General features: G+C 67.8%; 30 protein-coding genes. 14 read left to right on the forward strand and 16 right to left on the reverse strand.

Annotation, left to right across the window (positions count from 1 at the left end):
• Positions 1–25 precede the first annotated feature (25 nt).
• Complete coding sequence (locus AB0M15_RS38510; protein WP_363830914.1) at positions 26–487, forward strand: hypothetical protein; 462 nt, start codon at positions 26–28, stop codon at positions 485–487.
• A 72-nt stretch (positions 488–559) separates the two neighbouring features.
• Positions 560–724 carry a hypothetical protein gene (locus AB0M15_RS38515; protein WP_363830917.1) on the forward strand — a complete coding sequence of 55 codons (165 nt, stop codon included), beginning with the start codon at positions 560–562 and terminating at the stop codon, positions 722–724.
• 28 nt (positions 725–752) lie between these two features.
• Here AB0M15_RS38515 and AB0M15_RS38520 read toward each other — a convergent pair whose 3' ends face one another.
• Both AB0M15_RS38520 and AB0M15_RS38525 read right to left on the reverse strand, forming a co-directional pair.
• Positions 753–965 (reverse strand): hypothetical protein, encoded by a 213-nt coding sequence (locus AB0M15_RS38520; RefSeq protein ID WP_363830920.1) that lies wholly within the window; start codon positions 963–965, stop codon positions 753–755.
• Between the two features lies 1 nt (position 966).
• A complete protein-coding gene (locus tag AB0M15_RS38525) occupies positions 967–2637 on the reverse strand; it encodes a fumarate hydratase (protein ID WP_363830923.1) in 1671 nt (556 codons plus the stop codon).
• Between the two features lie 254 nt (positions 2638–2891).
• Here AB0M15_RS38525 and AB0M15_RS38530 point away from each other — a divergent pair, with 254 nt between their 5' ends.
• The 3 genes from AB0M15_RS38530 (at position 2892) to AB0M15_RS38540 (ending at position 4336) form a co-directional block, all read left to right on the forward strand.
• Positions 2892–3596, forward strand: a complete 705-nt coding sequence (locus AB0M15_RS38530) for a DUF1707 domain-containing protein (RefSeq protein ID WP_363830926.1) — start codon at positions 2892–2894, stop codon at positions 3594–3596.
• 204 nt (positions 3597–3800) lie between these two features.
• Complete coding sequence (locus AB0M15_RS38535) at positions 3801–4208, forward strand: type II toxin-antitoxin system RelE/ParE family toxin (RefSeq protein WP_363830929.1); 408 nt, start codon at positions 3801–3803, stop codon at positions 4206–4208.
• Entirely contained in the window at positions 4154–4336 is a 183-nt protein-coding gene (locus AB0M15_RS38540) for a helix-turn-helix transcriptional regulator (RefSeq protein ID WP_363830932.1), read from the forward strand. Before AB0M15_RS38535 ends, AB0M15_RS38540 begins: the two co-directional genes overlap by 55 nt.
• Positions 4337–4378: 42 nt before the next feature.
• On the opposite strand, the gene AB0M15_RS38545 is transcribed toward AB0M15_RS38540, so the two are convergent.
• The 3 genes from AB0M15_RS38545 to glpX form a co-directional block, all read right to left on the reverse strand.
• Positions 4379–4723, reverse strand: coding sequence for a hypothetical protein (locus AB0M15_RS38545; protein WP_363830935.1), 345 nt, complete (start codon positions 4721–4723; stop codon positions 4379–4381).
• 158 nt (positions 4724–4881) lie between these two features.
• Positions 4882–5832, reverse strand: coding sequence for a carbohydrate kinase (locus tag AB0M15_RS38550; RefSeq protein WP_363830939.1), 951 nt, complete (start codon positions 5830–5832; stop codon positions 4882–4884).
• The gene (glpX, locus tag AB0M15_RS38555) at positions 5829–6860 is read right to left on the reverse strand and encodes a class II fructose-bisphosphatase (protein WP_363830943.1); all 1032 of its coding nucleotides are present in this window, start codon (positions 6858–6860) and stop codon (positions 5829–5831) included. The genes AB0M15_RS38550 and glpX overlap by 4 nt, the downstream gene beginning before the upstream one ends.
• Positions 6861–6922: 62 nt before the next feature.
• Between glpX and AB0M15_RS38560 the strand changes: the two genes are divergently transcribed.
• Both AB0M15_RS38560 and AB0M15_RS38565 read left to right on the forward strand, forming a co-directional pair.
• On the forward strand, positions 6923–7540 hold the full coding sequence (locus tag AB0M15_RS38560) for a DUF4245 domain-containing protein (RefSeq protein ID WP_363830946.1): 618 nt from the start codon (positions 6923–6925) through the stop codon (positions 7538–7540).
• A gap of 120 nt (positions 7541–7660) precedes the next feature.
• Positions 7661–8335 carry a nucleotidyltransferase family protein gene (locus AB0M15_RS38565; protein WP_363830949.1) on the forward strand — a complete coding sequence of 225 codons (675 nt, stop codon included), beginning with the start codon at positions 7661–7663 and terminating at the stop codon, positions 8333–8335.
• Here the strand turns inward: AB0M15_RS38565 and AB0M15_RS38570 are convergent.
• Entirely contained in the window at positions 8332–8652 is a 321-nt protein-coding gene (locus AB0M15_RS38570) for a multidrug efflux SMR transporter (RefSeq protein ID WP_363830952.1), read from the reverse strand. The two genes, AB0M15_RS38565 and AB0M15_RS38570, sit on opposite strands and share 4 nt — an antisense overlap.
• Complete coding sequence (locus AB0M15_RS38575; RefSeq protein WP_363830955.1) at positions 8652–9251, reverse strand: flavodoxin family protein; 600 nt, start codon at positions 9249–9251, stop codon at positions 8652–8654. The genes AB0M15_RS38570 and AB0M15_RS38575 overlap by 1 nt, the downstream gene beginning before the upstream one ends.
• 92 nt (positions 9252–9343) lie before the next feature.
• On the opposite strand from AB0M15_RS38575, the gene AB0M15_RS38580 reads away from it, so the two are divergent.
• On the forward strand, positions 9344–9919 hold the full coding sequence (locus AB0M15_RS38580) for a helix-turn-helix domain-containing protein (RefSeq protein WP_363830958.1): 576 nt from the start codon (positions 9344–9346) through the stop codon (positions 9917–9919).
• Here AB0M15_RS38580 and AB0M15_RS38585 read toward each other — a convergent pair.
• Both AB0M15_RS38585 and xseA read right to left on the reverse strand, forming a co-directional pair.
• Positions 9916–10146: an exodeoxyribonuclease VII small subunit gene (locus tag AB0M15_RS38585; protein WP_363830961.1), complete on the reverse strand. Its 231-nt coding sequence runs from the start codon at positions 10144–10146 to the stop codon at positions 9916–9918. The two genes, AB0M15_RS38580 and AB0M15_RS38585, sit on opposite strands and share 4 nt — an antisense overlap.
• Positions 10143–11357, reverse strand: coding sequence for an exodeoxyribonuclease VII large subunit (gene xseA, locus AB0M15_RS38590; RefSeq protein WP_363830964.1), 1215 nt, complete (start codon positions 11355–11357; stop codon positions 10143–10145). The genes AB0M15_RS38585 and xseA overlap by 4 nt, the downstream gene beginning before the upstream one ends.
• A gap of 59 nt (positions 11358–11416) precedes the next feature.
• Here xseA and AB0M15_RS38595 point away from each other — a divergent pair, with 59 nt between their 5' ends.
• From AB0M15_RS38595 to AB0M15_RS38615, 5 genes are all read left to right on the forward strand, one after another.
• Positions 11417–11923 carry an HAD domain-containing protein gene (locus AB0M15_RS38595; protein ID WP_363830967.1) on the forward strand — a complete coding sequence of 169 codons (507 nt, stop codon included), beginning with the start codon at positions 11417–11419 and terminating at the stop codon, positions 11921–11923.
• A gap of 221 nt (positions 11924–12144) precedes the next feature.
• Complete coding sequence (locus AB0M15_RS38600) at positions 12145–12552, forward strand: hypothetical protein (RefSeq protein WP_363830970.1); 408 nt, start codon at positions 12145–12147, stop codon at positions 12550–12552.
• A 10-nt stretch (positions 12553–12562) separates the two neighbouring features.
• Positions 12563–13768 carry a sensor histidine kinase gene (locus AB0M15_RS38605; protein ID WP_363830973.1) on the forward strand — a complete coding sequence of 402 codons (1206 nt, stop codon included), beginning with the start codon at positions 12563–12565 and terminating at the stop codon, positions 13766–13768.
• Entirely contained in the window at positions 13765–14400 is a 636-nt protein-coding gene (locus AB0M15_RS38610) for a response regulator transcription factor (protein ID WP_363830977.1), read from the forward strand. The genes AB0M15_RS38605 and AB0M15_RS38610 overlap by 4 nt, the downstream gene beginning before the upstream one ends.
• 42 nt (positions 14401–14442) lie before the next feature.
• Positions 14443–15474: a 4-hydroxy-3-methylbut-2-enyl diphosphate reductase gene (locus AB0M15_RS38615; RefSeq protein ID WP_363830980.1), complete on the forward strand. Its 1032-nt coding sequence runs from the start codon at positions 14443–14445 to the stop codon at positions 15472–15474.
• Here the strand turns inward: AB0M15_RS38615 and AB0M15_RS38620 are convergent.
• From AB0M15_RS38620 to AB0M15_RS38630, 3 genes are all read right to left on the reverse strand, one after another.
• The gene (locus AB0M15_RS38620; RefSeq protein ID WP_363830985.1) at positions 15471–16100 is read right to left on the reverse strand and encodes a hypothetical protein; all 630 of its coding nucleotides are present in this window, start codon (positions 16098–16100) and stop codon (positions 15471–15473) included. The genes AB0M15_RS38615 and AB0M15_RS38620 overlap by 4 nt on opposite strands.
• The gene (locus AB0M15_RS38625; protein ID WP_363830988.1) at positions 16090–16659 is read right to left on the reverse strand and encodes a SigE family RNA polymerase sigma factor; all 570 of its coding nucleotides are present in this window, start codon (positions 16657–16659) and stop codon (positions 16090–16092) included. Before AB0M15_RS38625 ends, AB0M15_RS38620 begins: the two co-directional genes overlap by 11 nt.
• Positions 16660–16737: 78 nt before the next feature.
• Complete coding sequence (locus tag AB0M15_RS38630) at positions 16738–17136, reverse strand: helix-turn-helix domain-containing protein (RefSeq protein WP_363830991.1); 399 nt, start codon at positions 17134–17136, stop codon at positions 16738–16740.
• Positions 17137–17223: 87 nt separating this feature from the next.
• On the opposite strand from AB0M15_RS38630, the gene AB0M15_RS38635 reads away from it, so the two are divergent.
• Positions 17224–17832 (forward strand): NAD(P)H-binding protein, encoded by a 609-nt coding sequence (locus AB0M15_RS38635; protein WP_363830994.1) that lies wholly within the window; start codon positions 17224–17226, stop codon positions 17830–17832.
• Between the two features lie 5 nt (positions 17833–17837).
• Here AB0M15_RS38635 and AB0M15_RS38640 read toward each other — a convergent pair whose 3' ends face one another.
• From AB0M15_RS38640 to AB0M15_RS38655, 4 genes are all read right to left on the reverse strand, one after another.
• Positions 17838–18953 carry an aromatic ring-hydroxylating dioxygenase subunit alpha gene (locus AB0M15_RS38640; protein ID WP_363830997.1) on the reverse strand — a complete coding sequence of 372 codons (1116 nt, stop codon included), beginning with the start codon at positions 18951–18953 and terminating at the stop codon, positions 17838–17840.
• Positions 18954–18960: 7 nt separating this feature from the next.
• The gene (locus AB0M15_RS38645; protein WP_363831000.1) at positions 18961–19398 is read right to left on the reverse strand and encodes an SRPBCC domain-containing protein; all 438 of its coding nucleotides are present in this window, start codon (positions 19396–19398) and stop codon (positions 18961–18963) included.
• The gene (locus AB0M15_RS38650; RefSeq protein WP_363831003.1) at positions 19395–19721 is read right to left on the reverse strand and encodes a metalloregulator ArsR/SmtB family transcription factor; all 327 of its coding nucleotides are present in this window, start codon (positions 19719–19721) and stop codon (positions 19395–19397) included. Before AB0M15_RS38650 ends, AB0M15_RS38645 begins: the two co-directional genes overlap by 4 nt.
• A gap of 111 nt (positions 19722–19832) precedes the next feature.
• Positions 19833–21023, reverse strand: a complete 1191-nt coding sequence (locus tag AB0M15_RS38655) for a glycoside hydrolase family 64 protein (protein WP_363831006.1) — start codon at positions 21021–21023, stop codon at positions 19833–19835.
• Between the last annotated feature and the right edge of the window lie 374 nt (positions 21024–21397).

Genomic DNA, 21397 nt, shown 5'->3' on the forward strand with positions numbered 1-21397 from the left:
GGGAGATCGCTTCTAATCTGGGCAGATGGCGATCATGGATACCGGCTGCCGGGCGTTGTTGATCAACGGTGGCGGGGGAGCCGGCAAGACGGCTGTCGGGCAGGCGATTGGGCGGATCCTCACCGATCGGTTGCTGCCGACGGCCGTGATCGACCTGGATGCGCTGGCGCAGTACGGGCCGGCGCCGGCGAATCAGCGCGGATTCCACGATCGGCTGAAGGTGCGGAACCTCGAGGGTGTCTGGGCGACCTACCGAGCAGCCGGGGCGCGGTTCGTGGTCGTCAGTGGGGTTGTCGAGACGCGTGATCTGAGGCAGTCGTACGAGGGGTGTCTGACCGGCTGCGACGTACAGATGGTGCGGCTGGAGCGGGCGCGGGTGGAGTATGACGGGCATGCCGAGGTCGAGGACTTCACCGTGGTGAACGACCGCAAGCTGCCCAAGGTCGCCAACGAGATCCTGGAGATCGCCGGCTGGCCGACCAGCTGACCGCGGCCGCCTGACGCAACGGCTCGATCACGACCGGCGCTTTCTGCGACCAGCGGGTTTACCGTGAAAAACATGCACACCATCGAACTGAACGACGAGGAGCTCCGGCTGGTGCGATCCGCCCTGCGCTCCTACCTCCAGGCCTTCGGCCACAACGAAGCAGACCTGCTCCGCGCCGCCAAGCACCTGATGATCAAACTCCCCGACCCAGCCACCACCACCGCCAACGCCAGCTAGCGCGCCGCTGATCTGCACCTCCGCCGGCTCAGTCGGCGAAGGACAGGCCGTTCTCCTGCAGTGCGGCTTCTAGGAGTCGGACGGCCTTCGGGCCGACGCCGTGCATGGCGAGTAGGTCGCGGCGGGTTAGCGTGGCGACCTGTGCCAGGGTGGTGATTCCGGCTGCCATCAGTGCGCTGGTGGCTGGGCGGCCGATTGTTGGTAGGTCGCCGATCTGGGCCGGGCCGTCCTTGGTGCTCATGTCAGCTGCGGGGGCGGACGGTGAGGGGGACCGGCTTGCGGGTGTCGGTGAAGAAGTCGTTGCCTTTGTCATCGACTACGACGAAGGCGGGGAAGTCCTCGACCTCGATCTTCCAGACGGCTTCCATCCCGAGCTCGGCGTACTCGATTACGTCGACCGACTTGATGCAGTCCTGGGCGAGGCGGGCGGCGGGGCCACCGATGGAGCCCAGGTAGAAACCGCCGTGCTCCTTGCACGCTGCCGTGACCTTGGCCGAGCGGTTGCCCTTGGCAAGCATCACGAAGGAGCCGCCGGCCGCCTGGAACTGATCGACGTACGCGTCCATCCGGCCGGCCGTCGTCGGTCCGAAGGAGCCGGAGGCGTAGCCCTCGGGGGTCTTCGCGGGGCCGGCGTAGTACACGGCGTGGTCCTTCAGGTACTGCGGCATCGGCTCGCCCGCGTCGAGGCGCTCCTTGATCTTCGCGTGCGCGATGTCGCGGGCCACCACCAGCGGCCCGTTCAGCGACAGTCGCGTCTTGACCGGCAGCTTCGACAGTTCGGTGCGGATCTCCGCCATCGGCCGGTTCAGATCGATCCGTACCACCTCGGCATCATCCGACAGGTGTTCGTCAGTGGTGTCCGGCAGGAAGCGGGCCGGGTCGCGCTCGAGCTGCTCCAGGAAGACGCCCTCGGGGGTGATCTTCGCCAGCGCCTGCCGGTCCGCCGAGCAGGAGACCGCGATCGCGACCGGGCAGGACGCGCCGTGCCGCGGCAGCCGGATCACCCGGACGTCATGGCAGAAGTACTTGCCGCCGAACTGCGCGCCGATCCCGAACTCCTGGGTCAGCTCGAAGACCTTCTCCTCCAGCTCCAGATCGCGGAACCCGTTGCCCAGCGGCGATCCGGTCGTCGGCAGCGCGTCGAGGTAGTGCGCCGACGCGTACTTCGCCGTCTTCAGCGCGTACTCCGCGGAGGTGCCGCCGACGACGATCGCCAGGTGGTACGGCGGGCAGGCGGCGGTACCGAGCGAGCGGATCTTCTCGTCCAGGAACTTCATCATCCCGTCCGGGTTGAGCACCGCCTTGGTCTCCTGGAACAGGAACGACTTGTTCGCAGAGCCGCCGCCCTTGGCCATGAAGAGGAACTTGTACGCCGGATCCGCGGCGGCCGAGCCGGGCGTCGAGTACAGCTCGATCTGGGCCGGCAGGTTCGAACCGGTGTTCTTCTCGTCCCACATGGTCAGCGGCGCCATCTGCGAGTAGCGCAGGTTGAGCTTGGTGTACGCGTCGTACACGCCCCGGCTGATCCACTCCTCGTCGACCGCGCCGGTCAGCACGCCCTCGGACTTCTTGCCCATCACGATCGCGGTGCCGGTGTCCTGGCACATCGGCAGCACGCCGCCGGCCGAGATGTTCGCGTTCTTCAGCAGGTCGAGCGCGACGAACCGGTCGTTCCCGGACGCCTCCGGGTCGTCGATGATGCGGCGGAGCTGGGTGAGGTGCGCAGTACGGAGGTAGTGCGAGATGTCGTGCATCGCCTCGGCGGTGAGCTGCTGCAGCACCTCCGGCTCCACCTGCAGGAAGGTGCGGCCGCCCGCGGTGAACGTGCTCACCCCTTCGGTGGTGAGGAGCCGGTACTCCGTGTCGTCGGCACCCAGCGGGAGCAGTTCGGAGTAGTTGAAGTCGGCGGACACCGGTCGTACCTCCAGGGCAAGTGGTCTCAGAACCCCATAAGCCTAGAGCGGCAGGCCCAGCCTCGCTTCCTCCGGGTGGATGGTGTTCCGCTCGACAGGAGGTGGTGCCCGATTTCCGGGAGTCCGGGGCGAAGTTGAGCGGGAAGCGGGAGGCAAAGCCGGAGTACCTCCTGTCGAGCGGGACAGGATCCTCAGGGATCGGCCGGGGTCATTCCTTATCTGCGGGTCGGCTGGTGCGGACGTAGAGTTTTGCTGTGGCCGACAACGAGTTCTCCCAGCCGAACCGTCCGCAGGACACGCCTCGCCAGGACAGCGCGGCGGCCCCGACCGGTGATGAGCTGGCGCTGCGCAGACGGGTGTCGGATCTCGAGCGGGAAGAGGTCGCCGACGTACTGCGGGAGGCCGCGGGTGAGGGCCGGCTGAGCTACACCGAGCTCGAGGACCGGCTGGAGACCTTGTACTCCGCCAAGACGTACGGCGAGCTGGTCGAGATCGCCTCCGACCTGCCCAACGGCCCGACCCTCGAAGCAGGCGCGGCCGCCGTCGCGCCGGTCGGCCGGCCGAGTGCGGGGATGACCGTGCATGCGCCGACCATCAACGTCTTCCTGTCCGACCAGAAGCGCATCGGCAACTGGATCGCACCGCAGCGCCAGGAGGTCAACGCGGTCCTCGGCGACGTCACGCTGGACTACACGGAGGCGCACGTCCCGTACAACGAGATCTTCATCGACGTGAAGTCGATCCTGGCCGACGTGAAGATCCGCGTACCCCGCAACGCGATCGTGCACCTCGACAGCAACCCGATCCTCGGCTCGGTCAGCGAACAGGACTCCGTCCTCGGCGCCGTCGAAGAACCACCGTCGGCCCCCAAGGTCTTCCACATCCGCGGCACCGCCATCCTCGGCGAGATCAAGATCAAACGCGGCCCCCGCCTCAGCAAACGCCTCGGCCTGACCTGACTCACACCAGCCGCTTGATCTCCTCGACCACCGCGGAGTGGATCCCGACGGAACTCTCCCGCAGGTACACCTTCCGGTGCTCGGCCGCGTCCTGGTAGTCCTCTGGACTGTCTGGCACGGCCTGGTCTCCCTGCTGCATCCAGTCGATTACCAGGAGTGACCGAAGCGTTATAGCATCTCTGCTATGAACTGGAGTACGGACCGTTGCTCGGTGAGCCATACACGAAGCAACTCGACGGCAAACTCCGCGAGCTGCGGTTCTGGCTTGAACAGGATGCGATGCGGATCAGCTACTGGATCGCTACCGATCGGCGGGTCGTGCTGCTGACGGTGTTCCGTAAATCGAGGATGCGAGAGACTCGCGAGGTCGACCGGGCTCGGCGAGCCATCGGCGGTGTGTCGAGGAGTCGCACGAGGTTTCGACGGCTGAGGAGGTTTGAGATGGCAGGGCGGCAGAGCTGGGACGAGGTTCGGGCTGAGCGGATGGCTGAGCCGGGAGCTGAGCGGCTTACGACGCTGCTCGGCGCGCGTTTGAGTTGGGCGCCGCCGTGCGGCAAATGCGTGAGGGCCGTGGGTGGACTCAGAGTCGGTTGGCGGAGGCCGCGGGGATGACGCAGTCGGCGCTGGCCAGATTCGAGGCCGGTGGGACCGTACCGACCCTCGCGTTGCTCGAGCGGATCGCCCAGGCTCTCGACACGAACCTGGTGGTCAAGTTCGATCAGGACCACTCGGCGGCGTAGGCGGTCGAGGCACCACCTCAACCAGCCTCGTACCTCCAGTAGTCAGCCGTCGGTGGGGTGGGATTGTTGGGTGTGGAGGGTGCGGAGCCAGGCGGCCAGGTTTATCAGGTCGAGGGCGTACTCGTGGGTGATGGCCAGGGCTCTGGAGCCGTAGCGGTCGACGGGCTGGAGCTGGATGCTGCGGGAGCCGGGGACGAAGGTGCCGATGGGCGGGTCGTCGATTCGGGCGATCTGCGGCCAGGCGATGGAGGTCTTGCCGATCTGGACGCCCGTGCGGCTGACCGTCATCGTCGGGCGGCGGGTGATGAGTTGCCACCCGGTCAGGACGAGGAAGTAGGCGAAGGCGCCGAGCGAGGTGATTCGCAGTACGGCGATTATGCCGCCCATGTCGTCGGCGCGGATGTGGGCGATCAGCGACCAGAGCGAGTTGCCGAAGAAGAAGGCCGCGACTACCGCGCGGATCCAGAGGCGTCCGCGGCGTTGGAGGAAGACGACCTGGCCGGAGGATTCGAACTCGGCCGACCAGGTGTCTGCGGTGGTCAGGGTCAGCCCCAGGTGGCGGTGTGTTCGGCGGCGGTTGGTGGGTCGGCGCCGTGGCGGGTGCAGGTGATCGCGGCGGCCTTCACCGCGTAGTCGACGACGTCGTGGAGGGTTTGTTCGTCAAGGCCTTCGAGGCGTACTTCGCCGAGCAGGCCGCGTGCTTGCAGGCCGGCGATCAGGGCTGACATGAAGGAGTCGCCGGCGCCGACGGTGTCGACGACCTTGATCGCCGGCGCGGTCACCTCGACCCGCGCTGAGCGGCTGATCCCGATCGCGCCTTCCCCGCCGCGGGTGATCACCACGCAGCGAGTCCGGTCGACCGACAGCAGTTCGGCCGCGATCTCGTCCGGCGACATCCCGGGTCGCAGGAACTCGCAGTCCTCGTCGCTGAGCTTCACCAGATCCGCCGACGCCGCCAACTCCCGGACGGCGGTCCAGGTGCTCTCCGGATCCGGAGTGATCGTCGGGCGCGCGTTCGGATCGAGCGTCACTGTGACGGGCTGATCCGCCAATGAGGCGAGGAACGTCCGGATCGCTGCCGCGCCCGGCTCGAGCACCGTCGCGATCGAGCCGGTATGCACGGCAGGGCAGCCGCGTCGCAGCGACAGCGCCGGCGGCTCCCAGGTGATGTCGAACCGGTACGACGCAACGCCCGCGGCGTCGAGCGTGGCCGTCGCAGTACTGGTCCGGAACGTCGGGTCGACCGAGCCGGGGGAGAGCTGGACTCCGTTGCCGAACAAGTGAGCGCCGAGCTGATCGCCGTACGGGTCTGTGCCGAAGCGGGTGACGAGCTCGGTCGGCAACCCGAGCCGCGCCAACCCGACCGCCACGTTGGCCGGTGATCCACCGGGCGTCGCCTTCGACCCGTTCTTCCCGTTCCGGCCGGAGCCGTTGCCGTTCCCGCTCGACACGATGTCGACCAGCGCCTCGCCGACGACGAGTACGGGTGCCGTCATCGGGCGTGCTCGAAGTCGATGGCGGAGTACGCGCGCAGCTTGGACAACTGGTGCTCGCTCTCGATGCTGCGGATCGTGCCGCTGCGCGAGCGCATCACCAGCGAGTGGGTGCGCGCGATCGAGCTGCGGTAGCGGACACCGCGGAGCAGTTCGCCGTCGGTGATACCGGTGGCGACGAAGAAGCAGTCGTCACCGCTGACCAGGTCGTCGGTCGACAGCACCCGGTCGAGGTCGTGGCCGGCGTCCAGGGCCCTCTGCCTTTCGTCGTCGTCCTTCGGCCAGAGCTTGCCCTGGATCATCCCGCCCATGCATTTCATCGCGCAGGCCGCGATGATGCCTTCCGGCGTACCACCGATGCCGATCAGCATGTCCAGGCCGGTGTCCGGCCGGGCCGCCTCGACGGCGCCAGCGACGTCACCGTCGCTGATGAACTTGATCCGCGCGCCGGTCGCCCGGATCTGCGTGGCCAGGTCGTCGTGCCGCGGCCGGTCGAGCAGGACGACGGTGACGTCGTCGACCGACGAGCCCTTCGCCTTCGCGACCAGGCGGATGTTCTCGGCGACGGGCAGCCGGATGTCGACCACGTCGGCGGCCTCGGGGCCGACCACGAGCTTCTCCATGTAGAAGACGGCGGACGGGTCGTACATCGTGTGGCGCGGCGCCACCGCCATCACGGCGATCCCGTTCGCCATCCCCTTGGCGACCAGCGTCGTACCGTCCACCGGGTCGACCGCGACGTCGCACTCCGGGCCATCGCCGGAGCCGACCTGCTCGCCGTTGTAGAGCATCGGGGCGTTGTCCTTCTCGCCCTCGCCGATCACCACCACGCCGTTCATCCCGACGGTGCCGATCAGGGTCCGCATCGCGTTCACGGCCGCGCCGTCGGCGCCGTTCTTGTCGCCGCGGCCGACCCACCGGCCCGCGGCCATCGCGGCCGCCTCGGTGACCCGGACCAGCTCCAGGGCCAGGTTGCGGTCGGGGGCGTGCTCGTCGACCTCGAGATGGGCAGGGGGAGCGGACAGGTCCATGCCACGGATCGTAGCCAACGACCGGTGTCGGCGAGTTGGCGGTCTCGGGGGACACTGGTGCCATGAGTTCGACGAGTGAAGGGCCGACACGCGAGCAGGCACTGGCCCAGGCGGAGAAGGCGCTGGCCCGCGAGGAGGCGCTGGCCTACCGTGCGCAGAACAAGGTCGACCGGGCCAAGGCGCGGACGCTGACCAACATGTTCTGGGCACTGCTGGCCTGCTTCATCGTGGTCGCGTTCCTGATGATCGTCACCTGGCGGCCGAAGGCGGAGAAGGTCCGCGAGGTCGAGTACACGGCCCAGCTGGCCGACGCCCGCAAGGCCGCCTCCTGGATCCGCGGGCCGGAGCCGATGCCGGCCGGCTGGAAGGCGACCAGCGTCGAATTCCGGGCGCCCCAGCAAAGCCCGATCAGCTGGCACCTCGGAATTGTCACCGACCAGAAGAAATACGTCGGGCTGGAGCAGTCCAACGTGACCAGCAAAGGTTTTCCGGCGGACAAACTCGGCCGGACCGCCGACGACGGTACGTCCACCGTCGACGGCGTGGTGTGGCAGCGCAAAACGCTGACCGATCGCGAGGGCGAGCAGGCCCTGCTGCTGGTCGGCTCCGGGGTCACCACGATCGTCACCGGAAATGCCGGATATCAAGCACTTGAAACGTTCGCCGCCACCTTGAAGTGAATTCACCGAAGTTATTCACCCGTTGACAGAGCGTTCCCTCGCGTTGTGCAATCGTCGGATTGGCGTCGGCGAAGGGACCTGGGATGAGTTCGTTGTGCCAGGTCGAGGGTTGAGGCGGCGATGTTCGTCACCGGTCTGGTGCTCGCCGCCGAGGGGTCGCCGCGGCTCGGCGTACCCAAGCAACTGCTCGCGTACCAGGGTGAGACGCTGCTCGCCGCGTCGCTGGAGACGGCGCGCGAGTGTGGGTTCGACCAGCTGATCGTGACGCTGGGGACCGCTTCGGAGCAGGTCCGCGAGCGCGTCGATCTGGAGGGCGCGCGGGTGGTCGAGTCGCCGCATGCCGACACGGGCAGTTCGTCGATCGTGCCCGCGCTGGACGTGGTGGACCGGCGTACCGACGGCCTGGTGATCATGCTCGGTGATCAACCCGGAGTGACCTCGGCCACTGTCTGGTCGCTGGTCGCGGAGGTGGCCGGGCCGTCGACGCCGATCGGGGTGAGCCGGTACGAGAACGGCCGCGGCAATCCGTGCTGGTTCGGGCGGGAGCTGTTCGGCGAGCTGCGGCAGCTGCGCAACGACCAGGACATCTGGTCGGTGATCGGCACCGGCAACCATCCGGTCACCGATGTCGATGCCGTCGGCAACATTCCGCTGCGGGTGGACAGCTGGGACGACTACCAGTCCCTGGTCGCCCAGCCGGACTCCCTCGGCGTCGAGCCCCCGGTCGTCCCACCCGCCGCCGTCCCCACCCGAGGCAGAATCACCCGCCGCTCCCTCCGCCGCCGCCGCGTCTAGTCGGCGCCGGCGAGGCGGAGGCCGACTACGCCCGCCACGATGAGGGCGATGCAGGCTAGCCGGGTGGGGGTGATCGGTTCGTGGAAGAACAGCACGCCGAGGGTGACAACGCCTAGAGAGCCGAGGCCGGTCCAGACGGCGTACGCCGTGCCTACTGGTAGGCGGTCCAGGGTTTTCGAGAGCAGGACCACCGAGATGACGCCGAAGACGAGCACGCCGGCCGTTGGCCAGAACCGGCTGAAGCCGTCGCTCGGCTTCAGGCTCAACGCGAACGCGATCTCGAACGCGGCCGCCGCGACCAGTACGAGCCAGGCCATCAGGCCGCCAGCGAACCGCGCTGGTGCCGCAGGGTGACGGTGGCGACCCGGGCGCCGAGGGCTGCGGCGGTACGGAGGTCCGTCTCCGGCGGCGCCTTCTCCGCGGACAGGTCGGCGTCGGACTGCGCCATCGCGCCCAGCCAGCTGCCGAGCCGGTTGAGGTCCTCGATGCTAGCGGTCGACTCGGCCCAGCCCGGGTAGATGTCCAGACCGACCCAGATCATCCCGTGCTGCGCGGCGAACACGGCCAGGTCGACGATGCTGTTCAGCTTGTCGCCCGACATCGCCTTCGAGTTGGTGAAGCCGGCGGCGATCTTGTCCCGCCAGCCCAGGTCGGCGGCCCAGACCTTCACGCTGGCCTCGGCGAACGCCTTGAAGACGGCGCTCGGGCTGCCCATGTACGTCGGTGTGCCGAAGATGATCGCGTCGGCGGCGTCGAGCCGCTCCCACACCTCATCGGTCAGCTCGTCGAGCGGGACGAGCTCGGCGACGGCTCCCGGTACTGCGGCCGCGCCCGCCGCGACAGCCTCGGCCTGCCGAGCGGTGTGGCCCATGCCGGAGTGGTACGCGACCGCGATCCGGGCGGTGGTGTTGCTCATGGTGCTTCCTCCAAGGTCTTGAGCGGACTACAGTCCGTCTTATGAACGACCATAACGGACCACGGTCCGTTTCTCAACAGAGTCTGCCGATCGTGGGTGAGCCGCGCCCGGAGCGCGCCGACGCCCGGCGCAACCGCTTGAAGGTGCTGGAGGCGGCGGAGCGGCTGTTCGCCGAGCACGGCGTGAAGAACGTGTCGGTGGACGCGATCGCGCTCGAGGCGGGCGTCGGCAAGGGCACCGTCTTCCGGCGCTTCGGCGACCGGGCTGGGTTGGCGGTGGCGCTGCTCGACGAGCGGGAGGTCGAGCTGCAGGGCAAGTTGCTGAGCGGTCCGCCGCCGCTAGGCCCCGGCGCCCCAGCCATCGACCGGGTGACCGCCTTCCTGACGGCTTACACCGAGCTACTGGACCGCCACGTAGAACTCTTCGCCGACAGCGAGAACGCGTCAGACGGCGCGCGGTACCGCATCGGCTCGTACCGCCTGTGGCACCGCCACATCGCAATACTGGTCGAGGAGGCCCGCCCCGACCTGGACGCCGACTACACGGCCCACGTCATCCTCGCGCCACTAGCCGCCGACCTCCACCAAGCCCTCCGCGAAGAAGGCTTTGACCTGCCGCGGATGCAGGCAGGGTTGGTCGCTGCGGTTACAGCTTTGCTGACCGCCTAGTTGGACTTCTCTTCGTGCGCCGCCTGGGCTTCGGCGAGGCGTTTGCGGGCGCCGTCGAGCCATTGCTGGCAGGTGCTGGCGAGGGTCTCGCCGCGTTCCCACAGCGCCAGGGACTCTTCGAGGGTCGTGCCGCCCGCTTCCAGCTTGCGGACCACCTCGACCAGTTCCTCGCGGGCCTGTTCGTAGGAGAGCTCGGGGCGGGCTGCCGGCTCGGCGTTCTTGGTCATTTGCTTTCCTTTACCTCTACGTCGAAGCGGCCGTCGCTGACCCGGGCGTTGAGGACATCGCCGGCAGATATCTGGGCGATCTCCCGTACTGCGGTGCCGTCGGCCAGTTGGAGCACGGAGTAGCCGCGCTCGAGAGTTGCCTTGGGGGACAGGGCCCGTACGCTCGCCAGGCGATGAGCCAGGTCGTCGCCGGCCCGGTCGAGCCGATGGGTCAGCGTGCGGCGGCTGCGGTCGACCAGGGCGGCGATCTCGTCCGCTCGGCGTTGCAGGTCCGTCGTCGGTGCGGCCAGCGACGGGCGGCTGCGGATGGCGGCCAGCGCGTGCGTCTCGCGGTCGAGCCAGCCGCGGATGGCGCGCAGCCCGCGCTCGCGCAGGAGCCGTACGCCGTCGAGCTCTTCCCGTACGTCCGGCACGATCCGTTTGGCGGCGTCGGTCGGGGTCGACGCGCGAAGGTCGGCGACCAGGTCGAGCAGCGGCGAATCGGGCTCGTGGCCGATGGCGCTGACGATCGGAGTACTGGCCTGGGAGACCGCTCGGATCAGACCCTCGTCGGAGAACGGCAGCAGGTCCTCGAGGGAGCCGCCGCCGCGGGCGATCACGATCACCTCGACCGACTCGTCGCCGTCGAGCTTGCGGAGTGCCTGCATCACCTCGCCGGCCGCGGCGGGTCCTTGCACCGACGCGTACTCGATCCGGAAGGCGACGGCCGGCCAGCGGCGCTTCGCGTTCTCCAGTACGTCGCGCTCCGCGGCCGAGTCGCGTCCGCAGATCAGGCCGATCGTGTGCGGGAGGAACGGCAGCTTCTTCTTCCGGTACGCCTCGAAGAGCCCTTCGGCGGCGAGCAACTGCTTCAGCCGCTCGATCCGGGCGAGCAGCTCGCCGATGCCGACGTGCCGGATCTCGCTGACCGCGAGCGCGAGGGTGCCGCGGCGGGCGAAGAAGTTGGGCTTGGCGTTCACCACCACGCGGGAGCCGTCGGTGACGGGCGGGTCGACCGCCTCGAAGACGCGCCGGTTGCAGGTGAAGCGCAGCGAGATGTCGGCGTCGGTGTCCCGCAAGGTGCCGAACACGGTCGTCGTCCCGCGCCCGATCGAGACGTCCGTCAGCTGCCCCTCGACCCAGACGGCGCCGAGCTGGTTGATCCAGCCGGCAATGCCGTTCGCGATCGTGCGAACGGCTGCAGGCGCTTCCGGCGAGGTTTCCAATGCCACCCGGCGACTCTACGGTGCCCGACCGACAATCCCCGCCAACCCCCAGTACATTGCGTGACATGCCCCGCCCGTACCTCCTTCTGGACGTCGACGGCCCCCTCAACCCGTACCGCGCGAAGACGATCCCGCCGGGTTATCGGTTGGAGGAGATCGAGGAGGGCGAGAAGACTTGGCGGTTGCTGCTCAACCAGCAGCATGGGGTCGAGCTGGCTGCGCTGGCAGACATCTTCGAGCTGGTCTGGGCGACGACCTGGGAGGACGGCGCCAATCGGCTCATCGCACCGAGGATCGGGCTGCCCGACGACCTTCCCGTCATCCGCTGGCCGTCTGACGCACGGGACGGCGCCGGGCGCAGCCGCCGGTCGTGGAAGACCCCTCACGTCGCGCGCTGGGTCGGCAGCCGGCCGTTCGTCTGGATCGACGACGAGATCAACCGGTACGACCGGATGTTCCTCGAGTCGAGGCCGGGGCTGGGTGCTTTCCGGGTGCATCGGGTCGAGGCCGTCCGTGGACTGGTACCGGCGGACTTCGCCGTGATCAGGGCGTGGGCCGAGGTCAACCTGTGAGCGGCGTAAATCCTTTGCGTGGAAGGTTGACGAGGCGCATTCTTGGGGGGTGTGAACACCTCCTTGAAAGGAGTCGCCCGGACAGGGCGGGCGACTCCTTTTACTTGCTGTAGGCAATGAACCGACCGATCGGCTGATCCGGACCCTCAGCCGGTCGGTTGGCCTGCGATGCAACGCTTTGGGCGATGCGCTGAGCCTGCGGTGGCTGCGAGGCTCGGGGTATGAATACAGAGCTTGCGGCTGGGCACAACGCCGCGTTCCGGATTGTCAGGGTGTTGATCGGCGGGTATCTGGCATTGAGTGTGGCGACGATGGTGGCGGTCGTCGTTCTGCGGCATCACGCGTCGATCGTGACCGATGCCGTCTGGGTGCGGACTGTCATCGTTGTCGGGAGTGCCGCGCTGATGACCAGTTTCGCGGCCAGGGCGGCGCGGGGGCACGGGCGGTCGTTCCTGCGGCTGCGTCTCGTCTCGGCGATCATGCTGGTGGCGATCGCGGTCATCATCGCGATCCCCGGCGACTTCCCGGTCTGGCTGAAGGTCGAGCAGGGAGCTTGCGGTTTGCTGCTGCTCGGGGTCGCGCTTGTTGTCAACGGCAAGCACCTGCGCAGTGCCTTCGGCCGCGGGTAAGGTGCGAAGAGTGGAGGAACGTCGCTGGCCAGCGTTGGTCACCGTCGTGCCCTATGTCCTGCTGGCCGTGCTGATGCTCGGCACGGTGGTCATCAAACACTCCGAGCCGCGCTCGCTCGCGATCGATCTCGGGCTCTGTGCGCTGGCCGCGCTCTGGATGCTGGGCGTCTTCACCCTGCATCCGCAGTGGCGGGACCGTACGCCGCACATGCTGGTCTTCGTCGCCGGCCTGCTGGTCATCATCGCGATCCTGGTCCACCGCGATCCCTGGTTCGGCTTCTTCAGCCCGGCCGCCTACTTCTACGCCTTCGGCGTCCTGCCCTGGCCCTGGGAGTTGCTCGGAGTGGCCGCGGTGGCGGCTGTCGCAGGCAGCGCGCAAGCCTCCACGGTCGACAAGACGACGGCGGCCGGCCTCGCGATCTTCTGCGCCGTGCTGCTCGCCAACATCCTGCCGATGACCGGGTTCGCCTGGCTCAACCGGCAGCAGGATCAACGCAACGACGCCCGCAAGCACGCCCTGCAAGACGTCAGCGAGGCGAACCGCCGGCTCGAGGCGACGCTGGCCGAGAACGCGAAACTCCACCAGCAACTGCTCGAGCAGGCCCGCGAGGCCGGCGTACTGGACGAGCGACAGCGGATGGCCCGCGAGATCCACGACACCCTCGCGCAGGGCCTGACCGGGATCATCACCCAGCTGCAGGCGGCCGAGAACGAGCCGAGCCGGCACGTCGAGGCGGCGATCACCTTGGCCAGGGAAAGCCTCAACGAGGCAAGGCGATCCGTGCACGCGCTCCGCCCCGGCTCACTCGACAGCGCCCGCCTCAGCGATGCCTTGGCCGATGTCGCCAAACGCTGGACAGCACTGCACAACATCGAAGTACAGGTCACTACGACCGGTACGACGCTCCCGCTACCGCCCGACGCCGAGCTGGCCTTGCTACGTACTGCGCAGGAGGCGCTCGCCAACGTCGCCAAGCATGCGCGGGCGAGCCGGGTCGGCCTGACACTGTCCTACCTGGAGGACAAGATCGCCTTGGACGTCCGCGACGATGGCAAGGGATTCGTGGCCGGTGAGGTCGACGGGGAAGGTGGGTTCGGGTTGATCGCGATGCGGCAGCGGATCGAGGCGCTGGACGGATCCCTCCAGATCGAGTCGGAGCCGGGCGCCGGTACTGCGATCTCCGCGAGCGTCCCGGTAGCGGGGGGCGACCGATGAGCGGGCCGATCAAGCTGCTCATCGCGGACGATCACCCGGTCGTGCGCGACGGGTTGAGCGGCATGTTCGCGCGCGACCCCGATTTCGAAGTACTGGGTGAGGCCGCTGATGGAGCCGAGGCGCTCGCGCTGGCCAGGGAGCTTCAGCCGGACGTGATCCTGATGGATCTGCGGATGCCGGGGATGGACGGGCTGACCGCGATCACCGAGCTGGCCAAGCAGGGGAGCGTGGCGCGGGTCCTGGTGCTGACGACCTATGACACCGACACGTACGTGGTACCGGCGATCGAGGCCGGCGCGACCGGGTATCTGTTGAAGGACGCGCCTCGTGATGAGCTGCTGCGCGCAGTACGGGCGGCTGCGGCGGGGGAGTCCGTGTTGTCGCCGAGTGTGGCGAGCAGGCTGGTCAGCCGGGTCCGTACGCCGGTCGCAGGGCCGCTCACCCAGCGTGAGATCGAGGTGCTGGAGCTGGTTGCGGCGGGCAACACGAACCGCGAGATCGCGGTCAAATTGTTCATCAGCGAGGCGACTGTGAAGAGTCACCTGCTGAATCTCTACCTCAAGCTCGGCGTCAACGACCGTGCTGCCGCGGTGGCTGAGGGCTTCAAGCGGGGCCTGCTGTCCGGATCGTGATGTCCACCACGGCGGGTGGGGTGTTCAGCTACGCCCCGTACGATGGGGGCCGTGACTGCCCAGCCTGAGAACACCGGAACGCCCACCGCCGTGAAGACCAAGCGCGTGCTGCTCGCGGCCCCGCGAGGCTACTGCGCCGGAGTGGACCGGGCTGTCGTGGCAGTGGAGAAGGCGCTCGATCTGTACGGGCCGCCGGTCTACGTGCGCAAGGAGATCGTGCACAACAAGCACGTCGTCTCCACGCTGCAGGCGCGCGGTGCGATCTTCGTCGACGAGACCGACGAGGTGCCCGAGGGCGAGACGGTGATCTTCTCGGCACACGGCGTCGCGCCGATCGTGCACGAGGAGGCGGCCGCGCGACAGCTCAAGACGATCGACGCGACCTGCCCGCTGGTCACCAAGGTGCATCACGAGGCCAAGCGGTTCGCCGCGGTCGACTACGACATCCTGCTGATCGGCCACGACGGGCACGAGGAAGTGATCGGTACCGCCGGTGAGGCGCCCGAGCACGTGCATCTGGTGGACGGCCCGGGCGACGTGCCGAACATCGAGGTCCGCGACCCGGAGAAGGTGGTCTGGCTGTCCCAGACCACGCTCTCGGTCGACGAGACGATGGAGACCGTACGCCGGTTGCGCGAGCGGTTCCCCAAACTGCAGAACCCGCCGAGCGACGACATCTGCTACGCCACCCAGAACCGCCAGGTCGCGGTGAAGAAGATGGCGCCGGACGTCGACCTGATGATCGTGGTCGGCTCGCGCAACTCCTCGAACTCGGTCCGGCTGGTCGAGGTCGCACTCGAGCACGGAGCGCAGGCCGGTCACCTGGTCGACTATGCGGCCGAGATCGACGAGGCCTGGCTGGAGGGTGTCGACACGGTCGGCGTCACCAGCGGGGCGAGCGTGCCTGAGCTGCTGGTGCGCGATGTGCTGAGCTGGCTGGCGGAGCGTGGGTACGGCGAGGTGCAGGAGGTCACGACGGCGGAGGAGAGCCTGGTGTTCTCCCTGCCGCGCGAGCTTCGTGCCGACCTCAAGGCCGCCGGGATGGCGACGACGGGCACGTCCGACCACGCCTAGCTGACGACGATCGGCACGCTCTTCTCGACCTTGAAGGCACCCTTCGGGCCGCAGTAGTGGATCCGGTAGACGAACTTGAAGGTCCCGGCCTTCGTGAAGGTGTGGGGCGCGGTCAGCAGCGTGTAGGTCTCGGTGCCGGTTCTGCGCGTCTTGGCGCCGTCGCAGGTCATGGCGCCGCCGTCCGATCCGCCGCGTAGGGTGCCGTCGCCGTAGCCTTCCTCGGTTCGCAGGCTCAGGTTGACGAAGCTCGTGTCCTTGGGCGCGTCGGCGCCGCTCTCCGGGTCCTTGGGAGCGAGGACGGTTCCGGAGACGGTCACCTTCATCGTCAGGGTGCGGCCCTTGAGGGTCGGGACGAGGGCGACGGTCGCGCCGATCTGGGCGATCGCCGGGGTGGTGATCGTGGGGCTCGGCGGGTTCGAGATCGGCGGGTTGGAGTGGATGTCGGTCAGGTTGCCGGCGACGACCGCGACGACGGCTACCGCTGCGGCGGCGAGTACGGCGACTCCCGTAGTACGGCGGCGGCGGACCGTACGGACCCGGGCGAAGACTGCCTCGCTCGGAACCGCGGTCGGTGGCGGCGGGTCGGCGACCAGTTGCTGGAAGCGTTCCTTGAGTTCATCGGTCATCGGACAGCCCTCCTCGCGGGCCGGGGCGGTCAGGGGATGTGGCGATCAGGGGGTCGGTGAAGAGTCTGTGCTCGCGCAGCTTGGCCAGGCCGCGCGAGATGTTGGCCTTCACCGTGCCGGTCGAGCAGCCCATGATGTGGGCGATCTCGGCTTCCGGCAGGTCTTCGAAGTACCGCAGGACGAGCGTCGCCCGGGTTCGTCGGGGGAGCGTGGCGAGGGCGCGGAGTAGGAGGTCGCGGTCGTCGATCGTGCCGAACTCGGACGTGGTGCTCTTCTCGGTCGCGGCGGCCGGTTCGGGGAGTTCCTCGGTGGGGGTCTCGCCCTTCCACTTGCGGCGCCACCATTGGGAGCTCGTGTTCACCATCGTGGTCCGGGTGTACGACTCCAGCGCGGCGCTGCTGCGCAGGGACTTGCGGTGGAACCAGACCTTGGTGAGCGAGGTCTGCACCAGGTCCTCGGCCAGGTGCCACTCGCCGGTCAGCAGGTAGCCGAACCTCTGCAGGGCGGTGAACCGCCCGTCCACGAATGCCGCGAACTCCGCGTCCAGCCCTGGATCCATCGTCTCGCCCCCAGCGAAGGTGTTTCGTACTCGGTCAGCATTGTGATGACCGGGTGGGGGCGAAAGGTTGAGTCGAGATCAGGCGTTGTCGAGGTCGTAACTGTTCTGCGCGGCGCTGATGGCCGGAACGTGCTCCTCGGCCCAGTCGCTGACCGCCCGGATCGGGACGATCAGGGACTCGCCCATCGGGGTCAGCGTGTAGACGACGCGGGGCGGGACCTCGGCGAAGACCTCGCGGGTGATCAGGCCGTCGCGCTCGAGGCGGCGGAGGGTCTGGGTCAGCACCTTGGGCGCGACCCTTTTGATGCCGTCACGGAGCTCGGTGAATCTGAGCGGGCCGTTGCTGAGCAGGAGCACGGCGAGCACGGTCCACTTGTCGCCGATCCGGTCCAGGATCAGCCGGGTCGGGCAGTCCGGATCGAACAGGTTGCCGCGCTCGAAGAACTTGGCGACCAGGTGCTCTCCATTAGTAACCACAAGGTACTTATAGCACGTTGAAGTAGCCAGTTACCAATGGTTACTGTCGGCTGGGTAGAGATTGCTGCCGATGTTGGGAGACTTGTTGTGAAGATCGCGGTATATGGCGCCAGCGGGATGATCGGGAGCCGGATCGCTGCCGAGGCGGTCGGTCGTGGGCATGAGGTTGTCGGCATCACCCGGTCCGGTGGGGCTCAGCCGGCCGGTGTGCGGGCTGTGGTCGGGTCGGCGAACGATGCCGCGTCGGTGAAGGAGGTCGCGTCCTCGGTCGACGTGCTGGTGTCGGCGATGGGGCCGAGCCGCACTGGCGGGGATCCGCAGGACTTCGTGGACGCGATCGACACGCTGATCGCGGCGGCCGGTGGGACTCGGCTGGTGGTGGTCGGTGGGGCGGGCAGTCTGCTTGCCGGTGGTCAGCGGCTGGTGGACTCGCCGGACTTCCCGGAGATCTACAAGGCCGAGGCGCTGGTCGTCGCCGGGGTGCTCGACACCCTGCGTGCGACGCCCGCGGACGTCGACTGGACGCTCCTGTCGCCGGCTCCGGTAATCGCCCCGGGCGAGCGCACTGGGGTTTTCAAGCTGGGCCTGGATGAGCCGGTCGGCGGCGAGGTTTCGGCTGAGGACTACGCCGTCGCGCTGGTGGACGAACTCGAGCAGCCGGCCCACCGTCGTGGCCGGTTCACGGTCGCGAACTGATTTCTTTACTGGGTAAGACTTTTTCCTAGGTAACCCCTGGCCAGCATGGTGACCCATTGGTAGACGGCGTCCTCGGCCGGAGCCAGGGGGCCGGGGCGGAAGTGCGGGGAGTCGGCGCCGCGTTGGACCGACTCGCAGGCCGACCAGTCCTCGCGGTTGGTGACGTCCCAGAACTCGACGGCGTACGACGGGTCCTCCACCTCCGCCGGGAAGTACCAGGAGCACTCGATCGCCGTCAGGCGCGGAGTACGGGGTTCCAGGCGATGGGTCATCACGTAGTCGGGGTGCAGGGAGATGAGCAGGTTGGGGAACAGGCCGACGTAGTTGACGGTCCGTGGATCGACGCCGGGCAAGGGGATTCCGTGGGACTTGCCGTCGAGGGACATCGTCTCGGCGTCGGGGCGGAGGTCCATCAGGCCGCCGACCCAGGCGCCGGGCAGGTTCCAGTTGTCGCCGGAGGTCGGGGGCGAGACCTTGCAGAGCTCCGGGTGGATCAGCGGGCAGTGGTAGCACTCGTGGTAGTTCTCCACGATCGTCTTCCAGTTCGACGCGACGTCGTAGCTGTGCCGCGCCTTGAGAGTCAACGCCTCCGGCCGATACGGCGCGACGAGGTCCGCGAGGCCGCCGAGGTGCTCGCTGAAGGCTGGGGCGGTACCGAGCGCGTTGACGAACAGCCAGCCCTGCCAGACCTCGGTGGGTAGCTCAGTGAGTCCGTACGGCGCGGGGTCGAAGGTGTCGCCCATGCGTGGGGCTGCCTTGACTGCGCCATCCAGGTCGTAGGACCAGCCGTGGTACGGGCAGACGACGGCTCTGCGTTCGCTGGAGTCGCCTTGCGGGAGTAGCTCATGGCCGCGATGCCTGCAGGTGTTGGCGAATGCGCGCGGCTTGTCTGCATAGGTTAGGAGGACGCCGACGTCGCCGACTGTTGTCGCGCTGTGCGTAGTACCGGCTGCTAGTTCTTCTGCTCGGCCCAGGCAGGTCCAGGTGCCGGCGAAGAAGTTGCGCCGCTCCCAGGCCAGTACTGCGGGGTCTGTGTACGCCGCCTGCGGCAGCATCACGGACTCGCCGTGCGGGCGGAGTGAGGCGGCTAGGGCAGTGGGGTCGACCGGAGCGTTCGCCATCCGCCCACTATCGGCTGTGGCTCACGTAGAAGTCGAGCACGTAGTCCCAGCCGGTGTTGTAGCCCTCGCGGGCCTCGGCGCCGTCGGGGCGGCGCTCCCAGCCGCTGTGGACCAGTTCGACCGCTGTGCCGTCGTCTAGTGGGGTGAAGCTGACGGTGATGCTGCCGGCCTGTTTCGGGTCGCTGCCGGGGTGCCAGGTGAAGGAGAGGCTGTTCGGCGGATCCCAGTCCGACACCGTGCCCCAGTAGCCGAGTGGGCCGTCTTCGCCGTACTCGACGATGCGGCCGCCGACGGCGCCCTCGAGCTCGACTGTGGTCGCTTTGTCCTCGCCGATCGAGTGGGACTTCAGCGGCCACCAGGCGCCGAGATGCTTGGTGAACAAGTCGAAAGCGCGTTCCTGGGTGGTCTGGACGACCACCCGCTTCACCACCGGTGCGATGCTCATCGTTGCTCCCCTTCGGTCCGTCGTACGTACTCCGCGAACGCGTCCAGCGCATCGCCCCAGAACTGGTCGAGCCAGTCCCGTACTTCGTCGAGGCCGGCGCGGTCCAGGCGGTAGATGTTGCGGGTGCCCTGAGCCTCGTGGTCGACGAGGCCGGCTTTGCCCAGGACCTTGAGGTGCTGGGAGATGGCGGGGCGGCTGACCGGGACGCGCTCGGCCAGGCCGGCGACCGAACTGGGCCCGGTGCGGCGCAGGGTCTCCAGGATCGCGCGCCTGGTCGGATCGCCGAGGGCGTCGAGGACGGCGCCGGCTTGGTAAGTACCCACGAACGGTAAGCTGCCACTAACCATTACCTGGTGTCAAGACATGGGACACCCCGGGTTCCCCGCGGGCAGCTGCGGGAACCCGGGGTGGGTCTCTTGGTTACTGCTCTTCGATCAGTTGAAGGGGTCGAGGGTGATGTAGGCCTGCTGCGGGTTGCCGTCGTGGACGAGGGCCTCGTGGTTGCCGACGTCGTCGAAGGCGAAGCCGTAGGCCTTGCCGTCGGCCATCTGCGCGTGGATCTTGCGGGAGTAGTGGTTGGTGACGTTGTCGAGGTAGAAGCCCGAGTTGTTCGGGTCGGGCTGGTTCGGGTTGCTGATCAGCGTCGACCGGTTGTAGCCGGCGCACAGGGTGCGCGAGATCGGGCCGCGGACCAGGTCGTTGGGAGCGTCGAGCAGGCCGGCGCAGCCGAAGATGCTGGCCGAGTTGGGCTTCTGGAAGCTGGTGACGACCTGGCCGGAGGTGTTGGTGAAGTTCATGACGTTGCCGGAGACGCGACCGAAGTACTTGATGTTCGGCTGGTCGCCGAACGGGGTGACGGTGAGCGTCTGCGAGCTGTACTTCGACCAGACCCGGTTGACGTAGTCGTCCATCACGTTCGACGGCAGCGCGCCGGTCTCGACGCCGTATGTCGGCGCGAGCGCGCGGAGTACCGAGCCGTTGGGTGCTGTCTGGATCAGGTTCGCCCAGCCGCCCGGTTGGCCGCGGAGCGCGTTGAAGAAGTTGTTGTAGCCGCCTGGCTTGAGGTGGCCGGTGGTGAGCACGTTGCCGTTGCCCTGCTGGACGCCGACCGCGTACGGGACCGAGAACATGTCGACCTGGGTGCTGTTGATCCACAGGCCGGAGTCGTTCAGCGTGTACTCGGTCCAGCTGAACAGGATGTTGCGGTTGGGGTCGCTCGGGTTCTGGACCGCGGGCTGCACCAGTCCGCCGGTGGTCAGCTTGAAGACCAGCTTCTGCCCGTACGAGAAGTAGACCCGGCCCGAGAACTTCGGCATCCGGATGGTGATCGACCCACCGTTGCCGGGGCCGGCGATGGAGGCGTCGGGCGCCGGGGTCGGCGGGTTGCCGCCGGCCGGCCAGGCGTGGAAGTTGCCTGCCGCATCGGCCCAGCCCTGCTGGCCGGTCTGCAGGTTCGTACCGAGGTTGTAGATGTAGACCGCGTCGCCGCGGCCGGAACTGTTGGTGATCTTCAACGGAATGGTTGCCGGCACCGCTTGAGCCGGCATCGCAACGCTCGCGACCAGCCCGGTGGCAACGGTACTCGCGGCGGCCAGAACCGCCAGCAGCTTGTGTTTGATGCGCACAACTCCTCCTCAGGTTTGTCCCGTGCGAGAGAAGGCGGAGCACCGGACGACCACGAAGAGACTGCGATACCAGGACACAGTCACCGCTGGGGGCGAGCGGCACCCACTGCTCATCCGACGAGGGACGGTGAACCACCGGATGAGTGAGAGCGCTCTCATACTTGGCCGCCCCTCCACTCCTGTCAACACCTGACCCCTGGCGGCTTTCCGACGCTTGATATGCCCACCCCACCCGAACATGCCAACCAACTCACCGGCCAACCGGACCGCCGCCGCCCCAACAAGAACAAGAACAAGAACAAGAACAAGAACAAGAACAAGAACAAGAACAAGAACAAGAACAAGAACAAGAACAAGAACAAGAACAAGAACAA

It is taken from the genome of Kribbella sp. NPDC051718 (assembly GCF_040681515.1).
Classification (GTDB): domain Bacteria; phylum Actinomycetota; class Actinomycetes; order Propionibacteriales; family Kribbellaceae; genus Kribbella.